Annotated in this window: 17 protein-coding genes and 1 pseudogene; 14 read left to right on the top strand and 4 right to left on the bottom strand. The window is 29.3% G+C overall.

Translation table 11 applies throughout. The features are described 5' to 3' along the window. Positions 1-4 precede the first annotated feature (4 nt). The 8 genes and pseudogenes from HBE96_RS14010 (at position 5) to HBE96_RS26345 (ending at position 5,704) form a co-directional block, all read left to right on the top strand. Complete coding sequence (locus HBE96_RS14010; protein WP_169298349.1) at positions 5-700, top strand: flavodoxin family protein; 696 nt, start codon at positions 5-7, stop codon at positions 698-700. A 16-nt stretch (positions 701-716) separates the two neighbouring features. Beyond that, positions 717-1,334 (top strand): VC0807 family protein, encoded by a 618-nt coding sequence (locus HBE96_RS14005; protein ID WP_169298348.1) that lies wholly within the window; start codon positions 717-719, stop codon positions 1,332-1,334. 270 nt (positions 1,335-1,604) lie between these two features. Further along, positions 1,605-1,946, top strand: coding sequence for a hypothetical protein (locus HBE96_RS14000; protein ID WP_169298347.1), 342 nt, complete (start codon positions 1,605-1,607; stop codon positions 1,944-1,946). A gap of 318 nt (positions 1,947-2,264) precedes the next feature. Next, positions 2,265-2,963: an aspartate/glutamate racemase family protein gene (locus HBE96_RS13995; protein ID WP_169298346.1), complete on the top strand. Its 699-nt coding sequence runs from the start codon at positions 2,265-2,267 to the stop codon at positions 2,961-2,963. A gap of 26 nt (positions 2,964-2,989) precedes the next feature. Then, the gene (locus tag HBE96_RS13990) at positions 2,990-3,652 is read left to right on the top strand and encodes a class I SAM-dependent methyltransferase (RefSeq protein ID WP_169298345.1); all 663 of its coding nucleotides are present in this window, start codon (positions 2,990-2,992) and stop codon (positions 3,650-3,652) included. Positions 3,653-4,119: 467 nt separating this feature from the next. Then, complete coding sequence (locus tag HBE96_RS13985) at positions 4,120-4,509, top strand: transposase zinc-binding domain-containing protein (RefSeq protein ID WP_169298344.1); 390 nt, start codon at positions 4,120-4,122, stop codon at positions 4,507-4,509. A gap of 49 nt (positions 4,510-4,558) precedes the next feature. Then, a pseudogene (locus tag HBE96_RS26970) lies at positions 4,559-4,636 on the top strand (transposase); the annotation flags it as partial. A 327-nt stretch (positions 4,637-4,963) separates the two neighbouring features. Next, a complete protein-coding gene (locus HBE96_RS26345) occupies positions 4,964-5,704 on the top strand; it encodes an alpha/beta fold hydrolase (protein WP_243186939.1) in 741 nt (246 codons plus the stop codon). 692 nt (positions 5,705-6,396) lie between these two features. Here the strand turns inward: HBE96_RS26345 and HBE96_RS13970 are convergent. Both HBE96_RS13970 and HBE96_RS13965 read right to left on the bottom strand, forming a co-directional pair. Then, complete coding sequence (locus HBE96_RS13970; RefSeq protein ID WP_169298343.1) at positions 6,397-7,050, bottom strand: pentapeptide repeat-containing protein; 654 nt, start codon at positions 7,048-7,050, stop codon at positions 6,397-6,399. A gap of 335 nt (positions 7,051-7,385) precedes the next feature. Further along, positions 7,386-7,793, bottom strand: coding sequence for a YgaP family membrane protein (locus HBE96_RS13965; protein WP_169298342.1), 408 nt, complete (start codon positions 7,791-7,793; stop codon positions 7,386-7,388). Between the two features lie 274 nt (positions 7,794-8,067). On the opposite strand from HBE96_RS13965, the gene HBE96_RS13960 reads away from it, so the two are divergent. Then, the gene (locus HBE96_RS13960) at positions 8,068-9,183 is read left to right on the top strand and encodes an NAD(P)/FAD-dependent oxidoreductase (RefSeq protein WP_169298341.1); all 1,116 of its coding nucleotides are present in this window, start codon (positions 8,068-8,070) and stop codon (positions 9,181-9,183) included. Between the two features lie 6 nt (positions 9,184-9,189). Here the strand turns inward: HBE96_RS13960 and HBE96_RS13955 are convergent, their stop codons facing one another. Continuing rightward, the gene (locus HBE96_RS13955; protein ID WP_169298340.1) at positions 9,190-9,375 is read right to left on the bottom strand and encodes a hypothetical protein; all 186 of its coding nucleotides are present in this window, start codon (positions 9,373-9,375) and stop codon (positions 9,190-9,192) included. Between the two features lie 409 nt (positions 9,376-9,784). On the opposite strand from HBE96_RS13955, the gene HBE96_RS13950 reads away from it, so the two are divergent. The 5 genes from HBE96_RS13950 (at position 9,785) to HBE96_RS13930 (ending at position 15,123) form a co-directional block, all read left to right on the top strand. Then, the gene (locus HBE96_RS13950; protein ID WP_169298339.1) at positions 9,785-12,445 is read left to right on the top strand and encodes a heavy metal translocating P-type ATPase; all 2,661 of its coding nucleotides are present in this window, start codon (positions 9,785-9,787) and stop codon (positions 12,443-12,445) included. A 40-nt stretch (positions 12,446-12,485) separates the two neighbouring features. Next, positions 12,486-12,701, top strand: coding sequence for a heavy-metal-associated domain-containing protein (locus HBE96_RS13945; RefSeq protein WP_169298338.1), 216 nt, complete (start codon positions 12,486-12,488; stop codon positions 12,699-12,701). A gap of 262 nt (positions 12,702-12,963) precedes the next feature. Then, entirely contained in the window at positions 12,964-14,184 is a 1,221-nt protein-coding gene (locus HBE96_RS13940) for a peptidase U32 family protein (protein WP_169298337.1), read from the top strand. A 79-nt stretch (positions 14,185-14,263) separates the two neighbouring features. Continuing rightward, complete coding sequence (locus HBE96_RS13935) at positions 14,264-14,656, top strand: hypothetical protein (protein ID WP_169298336.1); 393 nt, start codon at positions 14,264-14,266, stop codon at positions 14,654-14,656. 116 nt (positions 14,657-14,772) lie between these two features. Further along, a complete protein-coding gene (locus HBE96_RS13930) occupies positions 14,773-15,123 on the top strand; it encodes an SdpI family protein (RefSeq protein ID WP_169298335.1) in 351 nt (116 codons plus the stop codon). A 245-nt stretch (positions 15,124-15,368) separates the two neighbouring features. On the opposite strand, the gene HBE96_RS13925 is transcribed toward HBE96_RS13930, so the two are convergent. After that, positions 15,369-16,100 (bottom strand): DUF6033 family protein, encoded by a 732-nt coding sequence (locus tag HBE96_RS13925; protein ID WP_243186938.1) that lies wholly within the window; start codon positions 16,098-16,100, stop codon positions 15,369-15,371. Positions 16,101-16,441 lie beyond the last annotated feature (341 nt).

Raw genomic sequence — 16,441 nt, 5'->3', positions numbered from 1 at the left:
TAATATGAAAATTTTAGCTATAAATGGAAGTCCAAGAGGAGAAAAAGGAAACACGGAGGTTATTTTAAAGCCATTTCTCAAAGGATGTGAAGAAGCTGGTTCAGAAATAGAAATAGTATATCTTAAAGATAAAAATATAAAGCACTGCAGTGGATGTTTTACTTGTTGGACAAAAACTCCAGGAAAGTGTATTCATAAGGATGATATGGAAGAATTGCTCAAAAAAGTATTAGAAGCTGACATAATAGTTTATGCCACTCCATTATACTATTTTACTGTAACAGGTATAATGAAAGATTTTATGGATCGTATGCTGCCATTAAATAATAGAGAAATTGTTAAAAAAGGTGAAAATTATACACATCCTAAACGTTTTGGAAAATCACCTGCTAAAAGTGTGTTAATTTCAAATTGTGGTTTTCCTGGACAATATAATTTTTCGGGTTTAGTTGAAACATTTAAAGTTATGACAAAAGGAAACTTAGTAGCATCAATTTTATGTGCACAGGGTGGAATACTTGGAGGAATAAATGATAGTGATATGTTAAAGAAGTTATATGTTCCATTTTTCAAAGCATTAGCTAATGCAGGAAAGGAAGTTGTAAATTGTGGATATATAAAAGCTGAAACACAAGCTATAATTGATAAAGATTTTATTAGTCCTGAAATGTATACTAAAAATGCAAATATGAGTTGGTAGTCAAGGAGAATTAATTATGGAAAAGTCATATGTAAAAAAGCCTTCAATATTGAAAAGTATATTTAATAAAGATTTTGTTATAAGTGCTATTATTCCTGTTGTAATTTTTACAATTTTCAGCAAAATAAATATGCAGCTTAATGGAATAATAATTTCTGGCTTATGGAGCATTGGTGTAGTTATAGTTAATTTTGCTAAACAACATGAAATTAATGCACTTGCAGCAATGGCAGCAGTTTTTTCTGGTGTTGGATTAGTAGTAACAATTATCTCAAAAAATCCTACTTTTTATTTAATATCTCCAATAGTTCAGGATATCTTATATGCACTAATTTTCTTTTGGTCATTATTCTGGAAAAGATCTTTTATTCAAATAATAGTAGAACAAAGTTATTTAAAAAATGCTCCAGAAGAACTTAAGAAAAAACCAAAATACAAATCTGCATGGAGAATTCTTACTATTTCCTGGATTATTTTAAATATAAGCCAAGCAGCCTTGAGAGTTGTACTTTTATACACAGTATCTATGAGTTCATATTATACAATAAGCACTTTTTATGCCAATATATCAAGTCCATTACTTTTAATATTTTGCATTACATTTCCAAAGAGGTATTGGAAAAATAGAAATTAGGAGATGTAGATTTAAAAATATATTACTTTGGGGTCAAAGCCTTGGAGGTTATTTAGTCATGGAATGTACATTCTTGGTATAAAAACTCCTGCTGAATGGCTGTTAAAAGCTGAACAATATTGTTTTGATGGTGTATATTATATTTACTTCAAAAGAAGGTAGAGGAAAGTTATGTGTTAGATTATTAGTAGTATCTCATTTACTTTTCTGAAAATAAAGGAAATTTAGCTTTTATGTAGAAGTTATATTCAAGAGGGGATGTGTAAAATCATGGATAAATATAATATACCATTGGGGACTTTAGTTGAGGTAAAACATATTGATTTACAGGCTGATAAAAAGAATCATGGAGTAAGGCTTTATGTTGTGGCACACCATAAAGATGCAAAAGGGACACCTATATATTCATTAGGATTAAAAGGAGAAACCAATGCCTTAAAAATGTACAATGGATATTATGAGGAAAATTTAAAAGTTATTGATAAAATATCCGTTGAGTTAACTAAGGATGAAATAAATGATATAGTTCAGTGGGGAAACACCTGTGAAGAAGAAGGATGGCTAATTGAAAAGGAAGTAAATCTAAAAGATAGGTTAAGTAAAATTATTTAATTTATACCAAAAGAATCTCTGTATTTTTACAGAGATTTTTTGTTGTAGCTTTTTATTATAAGATAGTAAATAAAATTATAAAAATGATTTTTAATAATTTAGATCGATATCTAAGGTTGAAAAATTTTATTTGTTAAATTATTTTAATATTACTCAGTATTTGTTTTTAACATAGTTGGATAAAAACACCTTCTAATTGTGATATAATAAAAAGTAAAATTATATCAAAATCTACATAGTATGTTATTTATGTTTACTATATGGATAAAATAAAGTCTTGTATCATTAAATGTAGAGCATGTATAGGAGGAAATTTTAATGAATAAAAAATTAATTGGAGTTTTAGCAGGAATGGGTCCAAGATCAACAGCACCATTTATTGATTTAGTTATTGATGAATGTCAATTTCAATATGGAGCAAAGTATGATGAAGAATTTCCAAAGATGATGATATATTCTTTACCTACTCCATTTTATATTGACCGTCTAATAGACCATGAACTTATGAAAAAAACTATAATCGAAGGATTGAAAAAGCTTCAATCAACTGGTGTAAGTTTTATTGCAATGCCATGTAATTCAGCACACATATATTTTAATGAGTTGAAAGAATCAGTTAATATTCCTTTATTAAATATTGTAGAGGAAACAGTTAAGAAATTGCCTGTAGATTCACATAAGGTAACCTTGTTTTCAACAAGCTCAACCTTTGGAGCTGAAATTTATCAAAAAGGCATAATAAATGCTGGTCATGAATTTATTTTTAAAAATGAGTGGCAAATAAAATTAAATAATCTTATTCAAAGTATAAAGATAAATAAGGGAGATGAAAACAATATTTGTATTTGGAAGGAGCTTATTGAAGAAGTAAAAAAGGAATCTATTGAAAATATAGTAATAGCTTGTACAGATTTAAATGTAGTATTAGAAAAAGTACATCCTTCAATTAATATTATTGATTCATCAAAATGTTTAGCACAAACAGTAGTTAGCAAATATCTAAAGTTGCCTGAATAAATGAAATAAGAGAGGGTGGGGAACTTATGATTCAATCAAAAGCTTGGGATTGGAGCAAAAATGAAAATAATTGCTGGTTAATTCCTACAACAGAATCTTGTTATTTAGCTGAATCATGGAAATCAAAAGGTTTTAACAAATTTCTAGACTTAGGTTGTGGGTTAGGACGCCATTCAATTTACTTTGCTAAAAAAAGCTTTGAAGTAAATTCTGTAGATTTATCACAATATGGAATAGATCATTTGAAAGCATGGGCAGAGAAAGAAAAGCTAGATGTTAAAAGGGGAGTATGCGATATGGTTAATTTACCATTTGCTAATGAGACCTTTGATTGCATAATGGCTTACAATGTTATATATCATACAGATACTGAAGGATTTATTAAATCCCTTGAAGAAATTAAACGAGTTTTAAAAAGTAAAGGAGAATTGTTTATTACTTTAATTTCAAAAAACACCTGGTCATATGAAAATGCTAATGAATTTAAACGTATTGACAGCAATACTATTCTAAGAAATGAACATAATACAGAATTAAACGTTCCTCATTTTTATGTGGATATTGAAGATATAAAAAAATATTTTGCAGATTTTGATTTTGTGAACATGCCTGTTGAAGAAACTGAATATAATATGAAAAATTCAAAATATTTTTCCAAGCATTTTAAGCTGATTGTCAGTAAGAAATAGTTATGTATAGAATAATTTTAATATGTGCACAACTTTACTTAATTTAAGGTATATGAATTGTTAATATGATCATCATAATTGCATTTAAAGCAAGTAATACTATTGTTATTTACTCAACTTTCGGACATACAAGATTTCCACTTAATATAAAAATAATGCGACGCAACTAAGATATTGAAGTGCGGTAGTAGTTTGTATTTTAACTTTTACTACGTGATATATAATAAGTGTTTCATCACTACATAAAAGTTAAAATCTAGACTAGTAACTTCAAGCGTACGCATATAATTAGATTGTCATAAGTTATTTTAGTAATTAAAAATTATATTTATCAATACCTTATAACGCTTAAAAATTAAGGCGAAGCCTGAAGGTATATTAAGTTTAAAATCAGTTATTTTCTATTTTATTCTATAGGAAATTATAAAAATTTAAATTTGTGGATAACTTGTGGTAATATTAATATTATGGATACGAAAAAGATAACTATTAAAGAAATATTAATTGATAGATATGATGACTTTAAAAACAAGTATTGGTATAGGGTTCCTGAGAATATGCGACAGCATATAGATGATTTAGTAAATAAAGCTATTAACTGTAGTGATATTAAGAATGGATTTGCTGAATATATTTGCGAAGCATGTGGGGATATAATTAAAGTACCTTTTACATGTAAAAGTAAGTTTTGTAATAGAGGTGGTAGACTTTATACACTAAAGTGGGCAGAAAAACAACAACAAAATATGTTGAGAGTTGTTCATCGACATAGCGTATTTACAATGCCTGAGTATCTAAGAAAATTCTTCTGTAGCAGAAGGGGAACTATTAAAAGAATTACAGGATGGCGTATATAATGTTATTTCTCATTGGTATAAAAAGAATAAGAAATGTGATTATGGGGTAGGAGTAATTGCAGTAATACATACATTTGGTAGAGATTTAAAATGGAATACTCATGTACATGCTTTAGTTACTGAGGGAACTGTAGATAAAAGTTTGTTTATAAAGTTGAACTTTAACATAGGATGTATTTAAATAAATTGGAAAAGACAAGAATCATCTTTATCAGCACAGTTGAGCTTTAATACGATAAGTAAAGTAAATGTTGTTGTTAGTTTATATAGCAGCAGCATTTATTTTTATTTTCTATATTATAAACAGTATCCAAAAGTATACTACAATACTTTTATGTGCCTACTTAACAAAAAATAAATATAGTATTACAATTAAAAAAGCTTATGGCTATGTTTGTAAAGTTTACCATATTGAAAATGTGTATTATAGAACAGATTGTTAGGGGGAGTTCCTGTGAAAAGTTTTTTTGTTAATAATGGACTTGTAAAAATACATGTATTGGAGAATGGTGTTTATTCTAGTAAAACGCCATCACTACTTGTAATTAGCGGACTTTGGGAGCCAGCTGAAAGAGCCATACCCATACTTTCAGGTATTTCTAGCCATGTTGTGGCATTGAGTTTGAGAGGACGCGGCTTAAGCTCAACACCTGAAACGGGCTATAGTCTTGAGGATCATCTTTCTGATATCCAGGCAGTTATTAATCACTGCAAACTTCAAAATTATTGTGTTCTTGGATTTTCACGAGGTGCATCCTATGCACTTGGATGGAGCTTAAAAAACCAACAAAATATGTGTGGACTTATTATTGGTGACCAACCCCCCATACATACTAAGTTAAGTTCTGAAAATGTGAAATTTTGGTGCAGTCTTGAATATTTAGGAGTTCCAATACTCAATTTCATGCGCCGCAAAGCAATTGAGGGACTTGGAAAAGAAGCAGAAGAAATTGACTTTTCCTCTAAAATATCACAGTTGAAGATTCCAGTAACTTTATTTGTTGGTAGGGGTAAAGAAGTTAAGATATCATCTGATATCTTAGATGAGACTTTACAATTATATAAAGAGGAAATACCATCCTGTGAGGTTATTGAATTTTCCAAATCTGGACATATGATTCCTGATGAAGAACCTGAAAAATATATTGAAAAAATTATTTCATTTATAAACAAAATAGAATGCAATAATGTTTAATATTCTTATACATATAGATTAAAAAACAAATCAATTCTATGTAAGGCATCTGATTGAATTATTTTTATTCCTAAAATTCTACTGCCTATGACTTTATCAAAGTATAAGAATTTTTCTACAATAAACTAAGAAGATACTATTAAGGCTGAGTTTTTCAAAGGGAGGCAAAGGTTTTATATAACCCAAGAAATTGAACATTAAAAATAATGTATAAAAGTAGTTTTTTTATAAAAACATCTCGAAAGAGATTTCTCAATTGAATTGTTGAAAAATGTAATACGAAAATATAATAACGTTTCAAATAATAAGTATTAAGAAAGCTACGCTTTTTTATTGAGATCTATATCATAATGTATTATAAGCAATTTTTAATATTAGAATTACAATAGTTACTATACAACTTTTTAGGTGGAGGAAGCTTTGAATATATGGTGTATAAAAGCTTTTGAGTGAATCGCTTACTCCTCTGACATAAGGAAGAGGAGTTTCCTTAACTAAAAAAATCTCGTAATTTGAATCAGGACGATTCAAGCCGCGAAAGTCCCAGGACGGGACGTTTGAGCGAGTAGAGATTTTTTGAATTTTAGGCATTAGAGCTCCTTAATAAACGGTCAGCTTTTTTACACCATATATTCAATGCGGACTCCACCTAAAAAGTTGTGTCGCATTTTGCTTTAACTGTGAAAGTTGCGTTATTTAATAATAAGGCCCAGCAAAGAAGAAAGATAAACTGCTTGCATGGTAGTAACTATGGCACCCTTAACATCATTAATATTTGCTCTCATGCCTTCAATATCACAATTGGTAAAATCTATTCCTTTAAGACTTGTAAAGTTCATTTGAGCTTGAAGTAAATTACACTCTTGAAATTCAATTTTTGAAAATGTTGAATTTTGAAAATCTGAAGAACGCAATTGACATTGAAGGAATGCAGTTTGTTTACAATTAGAATAGTTAAAAAAAGCATATTCACCATTACAATTTTCAAAAACTACATTTCTTAAGGTAGCTTCGCTTAAATTAATACCAATAACCTTACAATTTACAAATTCTACTTTATGTAATGAAGCTTCAATAAAATCTGCATTTGATAAATCACAATTTTCAAATATTACATCGACCATTTCTATATGTCTAAAAGTTATTTTGTTAAAAATAACATTTTTAAAAATAACTTGTTTAAAAGTTATTCTATCGGCTTCATAATTATCTAAAGAACAATCAATAACTTTCCCAAAAGAGAATATAGCTTCATCTACAATATCTTCGCAGGATAAGTTTAAGATATCCATGTTACTATCAAGTTTAGGTCTTAAAACCTTTGTTTTTATTTTTTTGTTTTCCATAGGGGTACCTCCACTTTAATTTATAAGCTTAAATTATTTATTTCCTAGTTTGCTAATATAATAATAATAGTTGTTTTTATTGTAATTTAAGGATAAGGCATCTTAAAAAAAATAACAAGACCAAATGTTAGTATATTTTTTGTAATACTGCATTGGCAGAATCTTTGGAGAGATTAGTTTTTGTGTGGAACCTGTCTCCTTATCTTACAAAAAATATACGTTACATATTGGACTTGTTATTTTCTTTAAGATGCCTAATATATTTTAATACCTTTAAGGAAAGGCAACTATTAATGTCTTTCCTTATACCGTAATGATCTTTTAGATAAAATCTACTAATAAATATTATCAATGTCAAGTAAATTTTTAAGTGATTCCTTTTCATAGTTAATTTCTGAAGAAGTTCTTATACCTAATCTTCTAAAAATAGGTACTGGAGGACACCATCCATAGAGTGCATGATACAATAAAAATCCGCCTACCATTCCTGAAAGGGCAAACCATTTTTTATTTATTGTAAAACCAAATATGGTGCTTAAAGATACAATGGATGCTGCATTAGCTTCCAATAATCTTTCAATATCCCATTCTTTATCAAGTTCTTCTATCCTAGATAAAATTTCGCTATCATCTTTGCCAATATAATAAGCAATATTCTCTAAGGTTTCTCTTTTTATTTCATTATTAATATCTTTATCAGTATTAAATTCTACTCTTTTGGTGGTAGCTGGAAAATCAAACATAAAAAATACCTCCTATAATTTACATCTCACAATGTTTAGTTATAGTTATTATACGCAAAAACAAAATAATAATTAAATAGAATTAATGAGCATAATATAAGGAATAAATTCATGAAGTTTTCATATGTGCTTGTATAAAATGCATATAACACAGTATAAAGAATAATAAATTCACAGATAATTTTTCATAGGATAGTAAATTTATTAATAAAGCATAATTGTTATGTATAGAAAAACTATAAAGATAAAAAACTATATAAGGAGGTGTTTGGGTATGGAAATTGCTATTATGGGAGCAGGGATGGCTGGATTATCCTGTGCTACAACATTGGAGAAGCATGGAATAAAACCAACCATTTTTGAAAAAAGGAGCCGTGTAGGAGATAGATTTGTGAACGCAGAGGCTACGTTCAGTATATTAAACAGACCTATTAAGGATGAGCTGCAATATCTTAAGGAAAATTATGATATAAATTTAAGACCTACGGATATGGTTAATAAATTAGTGATTCACTCTAAGAATGAAATAGGATGTATTGATGGACCCATAGGTTATATAAATATTAGAGGTAGACATGAAAATGCTTATGAATGTCAATTGGAAAAACAGGTAAAATCTAAAATAAACTTTAATTCTACTTATGAATATGAACAATTGTGCAAAGAGTTTGAATACGTAATATTGGCAACTGGAGATGGGGCATATGCTTGTAAACTAGGAAATTACAGATGTGATCTTACATGTACTATAAAAGGAGCTACAGTTGAAGGTGAATTCCTTACAAATATTGCCCACGTATGGTTTAATTATGATATAATACCAAAGGGTTATGCATGGTTAATACCTTTTTCAGAAAAAGAAGCCAATTTAGTTATTGCCTATCCTGATTATCCAAGCAATATAAAATTAGATGTAAATACTATATGGGAAATGTTTTATAATACAGCTTGTAGAGCTTTAGATGAAAATTTTAAGATAACTGATAGGTTTGAAATTACAAGATACATGATGGGTATATGTGATAAGGCTATCATTGATAATACATATTTTGTTGGAAACTGCTTTGGAACAATTTCACCAGGACTTGGCTTTGGACAGTTTACTTCAATACTAACAGGAGTTTATTCGGCTTACGATTTATGTAATTTAGAAAAATATGAGAAACTTACAAAGCCTTTGTTTGAAAACTATAATAATTCAATCAATTTAAGAAGATTTTTAGAAAATTTAAGTGATGATAATATAGATCTAATAACTAAAAATTTAGATAATAAATTGTTAGATAAATTAGTTAACAAAATAACTAGCAATGAAAGCCAACTAGAAGTATTAAAAGTTTTAACTCCAACTATGAAACTATGGAATCATTATAAAAAGGTAAAGTCTTAACAATACTTATTTATGATCATTATACCAGCACTTACCACAACTTAGGCAAACTCTAGTGGAATAATTACCACAATGACCATAGCTATCTATTTTAGTTTCTTTTTCCGATTTTAAGCCTGTTGCTATTCTTTTTATGAAACTTTTACTATTTTTTTTATTTATATTATTAAAGCTTAATTTGGTAAATTTCATAATTTAATTATCCTCCCTCTTAAGTGCTATTAAATTTAATATGCTTTGTAATATAAGTATTATACTATAAAATAACTATATATTCCGTAACAATGGTTACGGAATGTGACCTTGTAAAGAGTATTATTTCTTAAATAGGAACAATCTATAAGCAACGATGCAACTTGAGTACTTTTTAAGAGATTTGCACTATAGGTATTAAATTGGGTTAGATTAGATGCTACTATAGTAACATATTTATTAGTGTTTAGAAATACTTTTATGTTAATAAAAGTTATGAAATAAAAAAGTGTTATTTTTAAATTTCTATTGAATTAAATTTAGTAATAATATATAATTTAATTACACCCCCATAGGGGGGTGGGGAGGTTAACGCGTTGGATGAAGAAAAAAGAAGGGAGAGAAGACAATGATAATCAGAAGCTTAAAAATAGAAGGAATGACCTGTGCAGCTTGTGCAAAGGCGGTAGAAAGAGCTTCTAAAAAATTAGATGGTGTAGAAGAAGCTAGTGTGAATTTGGCAACAGAAAAATTGAATGTAAACTTTCACGAATCAAAAATTAATGTTAAGGATATACAAGAAGCAATAGAGAAGGCTGGATATAAGGCAATATTAGAAGCTGCAGTTAAAACTTTAAAAATAGAAGGGATGACCTGCGCAGCTTGCGCAAAGGCAGTGGAAAGAGCTTCAAAAAAATTAGACGGTGTATATGAAGCAAATGTAAATTTGGCAACAGAAAAGTTGACCTTAAGCTTTGATGCTTCAAAGGTTACTGTTTTTGATATAAAAAAGGCAATAGAAAAAGCTGGATATAATGCAGTAGCAGAAGAAGTTAATAGAACCTTAAAAATAGAAGGGATGACCTGTGCAGCTTGTGCAAAGGCAGTAGAAAGAGCTTCAAAAAAATTGGATGGTGTTACTTTGGCAAATGTAAATCTTGCCACAGAAAAATTAAATGTGAGCTTTGAGCCTTCTAAAGTAAAACTTTCGGATATAAAAAAAGCAATAGAAAAAGCAGGATATAAAGCTTTAAAAGAAGAAGTTTCTATTGATACAGATAAGGAAAAAAAGGAAAGAGATATAAAGGCGTTGTGGAACAGATTTGTAATATCTGCTGTGTTTGGAATTCCACTTCTTATAATAGCTATGGTACCCATGATTGGTGAGAAGATGGGATTTATGCTTCCACAGGCTATAGATCCAATGGAGCATCCTGAAATTTTTTCTATAATACAATTAATTTTAGTATTACCTATAATGATTGCTGGTAGAAAATATTTTACTGTGGGTTTTAAATCATTGTTTAGAAGAAGTCCTAATATGGATTCACTTATAGCAATAGGTTCATCAGCAGCCTTTATCTATAGTGTTTTTGCAGTATATGAAATTTTTATAGGAAACACAAACTATCATTTATATTTTGAATCAGCAGGTACAATACTTACGCTTATTACGCTAGGTAAATATCTGGAGTCTGTTGCTAAGGGAAAAACTTCAGAAGCTATAAAAAAGCTTATGGGACTTGAACCAAAAACTGCTACTATAATTAAAGAAGATAAGGAAATAGAAATTTCCATAGAAGAAGTTGAGGTTGGAGATATAATTGTAGTAAAGCCTGGTGAAAAGATACCTGTAGATGGAGAGGTTACAGAAGGAATCACTTCAGTAGATGAATCTATGCTTACAGGTGAAAGTATACCTGTAGAAAAGAAACATTCCGATAAGGTTATTGGAGCAAGTATAAATAAAAATGGCTCCATTAGATATAAAGCTACGAGAGTTGGAAAAGATACAACACTCTCACAAATTATTCGATTGGTAGAGGAAGCTCAAGGATCAAAGGCTCCTATTGCAAAATTGGCAGATATTATATCAGGATATTTTGTGCCTGTAGTAATGACATTAGCTATAATTGGTGCTTTAGCATGGTATATATACGGCGAAAGTGGAGTATTTTCACTTACTATATTTATATCAGTATTAGTAATTGCTTGTCCTTGCGCTTTGGGATTAGCCACACCAACGGCTATTATGGTTGGTACTGGAAAGGGTGCTGAATATGGTGTGCTTATAAAAAGTGGCACTGCACTTGAAACAGCACATAAAATTCAAACTATAGTATTTGACAAAACAGGAACTATAACTGAAGGCAATCCAAAGGTTACAGATATAGTTACAATTCCAGATATAGATGAAAATTATTTATTGCAATTAGCAGCTTCAGGGGAAAAATCATCAGAGCATCCTTTAGGAGAAGCAATAGTTAAAGAAGCTGAAAACAGGAAAGTTGAATTAAAAAAACTAGATTTATTTAAGGCTATACCAGGTTATGGAATAGAAGTTACTATAGAAAGTAACAAAGTACTGCTTGGCAATAAAAAGCTTATGAATGAAAGGAATATTTCTTTAGAAGAATTAGAGGAGAAATCGCAAGCTTTAGCAAATGAAGGCAAAACATCTATGTATGTGGCCGCTTCTAATAAGGCAATTGGTGTAATTGCTGTAGCAGATATAGTTAAAGAACACAGTAAAAGAGCTATAGACAAACTTCATTCTATGGGAATTGAAGTAGCAATGATAACTGGAGATAACAAGAAGACTGCACAGGCTATAGCTAAACAGGTTGGAATAGATAGAATACTTGCAGAAGTTTTACCACAAGATAAAGCCAAAGAAGTTAAAAAACTTCAAAGTGAAAACAAAAAAGTTGCTATGGTTGGAGATGGAATAAATGATGCACCAGCTTTAGCACAGGCTGATATAGGCATAGCTATAGGATCTGGTACAGATGTAGCTATGGAATCTGCAGATATAGTTTTAATGAGAAGTGATTTAATGGATGTAGTTACAGCTATAGATTTAAGCAAAAAAACTATCAAAAATATTAAAGAAAATTTGTTTTGGGCGTTTGGCTACAATACTTTGGGAATTCCAGTAGCCATGGGAGTACTGCACATATTTGGAGGACCACTTTTAAATCCAATGATAGCAGCACTTGCTATGAGTTTAAGTTCTGTATCAGTTTTAAGTAATGCTTTAAGATTGAAAGGCTTTAAGCCATCAATATAAATAATGTGATAAACTTATAAAGTGAAAGGTGGAATAAATTATGAAAAAGAAGATAATGGTTGAAGGAATGAGTTGTGGACACTGCGTTAATCATGTAAAAACAGCACTAGAGGAACTTAATGGTGCAACTAATGTATCTGTAGATTTAGATTCTAAAACAGCCGTAGTTGAAGCTAGCAGTGAAATTGAAGATGCTGATATAAAATTTGCTATTGAAGATGCAGGCTATGAAGTTGTTTCAATAGAACAAGCATAATATTCATAATAAAAATTAAATTTAAAAATATGAAGAAGCGGTTTTACTATAAAAAGTAAGTTATATAGCAAAACCGCTTCTTTTTTAGTGTTTATGGATTAGTAATGTGAATAAATTAAACTTAGGTTAAGGAGGAAATCATGATGGTATCTTTAATGTTAGGTTATTTTATTTTTTGACATGTAAACTGTATAGGAATATTATTAACAAAGAAAGTAGTATTATACTGCAGATAAAATTACATAAAGGATGGATTATAATTATGAACAAACCGGAGCTTTTAGCCCCAGCGGGAAACCTAGAAAAACTTAAGATAGCTATAAATTTTGGAGCTGATGCTGTATATCTAGGAGGAAACAAACTTAATTTAAGAGCACTTGCAAATAACTTTACTGATGAAGAATTGAGGGAAGGTATTGAATTTGCTCATTCCAGAGGTAAAAAGGTACATGTAACAGTAAATGTATTTCCTCATAATGAAGATTTACTGGGACTTGAGGAGTATCTTAAACAATTGGATAACTTGGGTGCAGATGCAATACTTGTTTCAGATCCTGGAATTATAATGACAGCAATGGAAGTTGTGCCAGATTTGGATATACATTTAAGTACTCAAGCAAGTTGCTTAAATTATAAATCAGCGTTATTTTGGCATAATCTAGGCGTTAAAAGAGTTGTTATGGCAAGAGAAGTTGGTCTTAAAGAACTTGAAGATATAAGAAAAAAGCTTCCACAATCCTGTGAAATAGAAGCTTTTGTTCACGGTGCCATGTGTATGGCTTATTCAGGAAAATGTTTACTTTCAAATTATTTAAAAGGCAGGGATTCTAATAGGGGAGTTTGTGCACAACCTTGCAGATATCAGTGCCGTCTAATAGAAGAAAAAGTCCCCGGACAGTATAATGAAGTTACTGAAGAAATAGGTGGAGCTTATATATTGAATTCAAAGGATCTATGTATGATAGAGCATATTCCTGAGCTTGTAGATTCAGGAGTAAATTCTTTTAAAATTGAAGGAAGAATGAAGAGTTCCTATTATGTGGCATCTGTGATAAGAGCATATAGAGAAGCTATTGACAAATATATAGAAGATCCTAAAAATTATGTATTTGATTCTAAATGGAAGGATTATCTTTTAAAACCTAGTCATAGACCGTATACTACTGGATTTTACTTTGATGAGGATATGAGGCAGTATTATGATAGTTCTTCTTATATTCGAAACTATGACATAGTAGGAATTGTAAGAAATTATAATAAAGAACTGCATATTGCAACTATAGAGCAAAAGAACAAGGTTTATAATGGAGATACGGTTGAAGTATTAACCCCTAAAGGAAACAATAAAGTTGTAAAGCTTCAAGATATGAAAAAAGAAAATGGTGAATCTATAGAGAGTGCGCCTTCAGCACAAATGATTTTTACCATATATTGTGATGAGAATTTAGAGATAAATGATATGCTTATTAAAGCAAAAAAATAATGCAATTTAAAATGTGTTAATTGTAGTTACATATAAAATTAGTTATAATAAAGACAATATTATGGAAATGAGGGATAGAGTGAAAAAAGGTATGTTATCAATGGTTACCATAATTCTTTATATACTATTTGCAATTGGAACTGTAATTATGTTGTGGATGGTTTACAATCATATAGAAGGTAAAATAGCTCTCTATTTTGGAATGGCATATGTATTTTTAACTTTATTTTTGATTGTATATGTTCCTATTGTAACTATTTTTAATTCAAGAAAATTGAAATGGGTTGACATAAAGAAAAGATTGTTTAAGTTTTTTATTTTATTTATTGTATTTGGTGCGTTAAACTATGTATTTGATTATATTTTTAGATCTTCCAATGTAGATTTATTTAGAAATTTTTCTATTGCACTAGGTTTAGCCTTTGGTATTTCTTTTATTGATATTACACTGAAAAAAAAGGAAGTTGAGTAAGCAGGGTATTCATAATTGCTGAGCTACAAATATATAGGTAAGGAATGGAAAATATGCTATAATTTTAAGTAAGGGTAGGTAGAAAATATAATATGCTAACAAGGAGGAATTTTACTATGTTACATTCTGAGTATGTAATTGGAATAATTCTCATTGCTGCTGGAGTTATACTTAAATTGTTTCCACCAAAGCATATAAATAGTTGTTATGGATACAAGACACCATTTTCTATGAAAAATAAAACTATATGGGATGAAGGAAATCGTTTTTCGGCTATTATGCTTGTGTATATTGGTGCTGCATCTTTAATAGTAGCAGTATTGTGTGATGTAATATATATGGGTGACTTTGATAAAGCATTTAAAATTTCAACCACCATATCCATAATAGCACTTATATGTTCTATAATTTACACAGAAATTCACTTAAGAATATTATTTGATAAAAACGGAAATAGAAGAATATGATTTTTAGAGCAATTATAATGTAATAAAGTAAAAAATCAAAACCTGATTTAGGCATATGAAAGAAAATAACCAGTGAAAGATGTTAGTGTGTTTTGCCATTGACAAGAAAGCAGGTTCTGCTGACTCAGTATTATGCAAAATATACTAACATACTGACTAGGTATTTTCTTTCATATACTTTAAAGCAAAACAATCAGATTCTGATTTTTAAAATGAGATTTTCAAAAATTGTTAAAAGCTTTATACTATCTATTTGTATCAAATAAATTCATATTAACATTGTTAAATAGGGTACGATTATAATTTTTAGCAATCTTTTTTTGTAAACTTGCAGCATTAGTATTTGTCTGAGACATTAGTTCTAGTCTTTTAGCTTCTGCCTCTTTTTGTTCCTCTAATTGTTTATATTTTTTTTGCAATATTTCATTAAGATCTATACGTGAGAGCTTGCCAGGTTCCTTTTTGGATTTTGAGTCGGAATCCGAATTTGACTTTGAATTAATAGGTTCGGTAATTGCTCCACCAAAAAAATCACCGTTTGCATCAATACCAGTAACAGTAGCTACTACTCTCTTACCCTGTAGAGCATACATGCTTTTTAGCCAGGCTTCTGCTGAAGGCTCCCATTGAAGTTTTGCTTCTAAATCTTCTGCAGCTTTAGGATCAGATGCTACCTTTTTTAAGTAAGTAGGGTCTATTCTAATATTTCCCAAACCCTTAACATCAGGAGGCATAAGTTTACCTGGTGCAAGACTTCCTAATCCTACTTGAAATTTTAAATTAGGAAATTTGCTGGAAAGTTCTTTAAGATAATCATCTACAGAACTATTTTTATTACTAGATGTTAATTCAGTAGTCGATTTTGAAGAGTCTGTAGAATTTGTTGAATCTGTTTTTTTAGATGATGTAGTTCTTGAATTAACACTCGTTTCACTATATTTATTTAAATTGTAATTAGTAGATAATCCTAATGACATGAGAATTCCACCTTTCTTTTAAAATGTATTTAATTTACTTTATAATATTAAGGAAATAGTTGATTTCCTATTTAAATATTTAATTTTGTAACTGTTAATCCTGTGATTTTGTTATTTTTTAATTTATAATCACAAGTTAACATAATTGACATAAATAGTTAGTCATTCCTGTTTTTTATATCGTATTAAAAAAAGGATACTTTATCCAAATATAGGTAGTGATGTTTTCTCTATAGTGAAATGTTAAATATATTTATAAACAATAAATATGATTAAAAAGCTTGTTATAAATTTTTAAATATGAATATACAAGGTTACTTAATTTTTAGGTAAAAAGGTGT

The sequence above is a fragment of the Clostridium muellerianum genome (assembly GCF_012926525.1).
GTDB lineage: Bacteria > Bacillota > Clostridia > Clostridiales > Clostridiaceae > Clostridium_AM > Clostridium_AM muellerianum.
The sequence above is the reverse complement of the archived record's forward strand: the minus strand, read 5'-3'. Positions and strand labels throughout refer to the sequence as shown.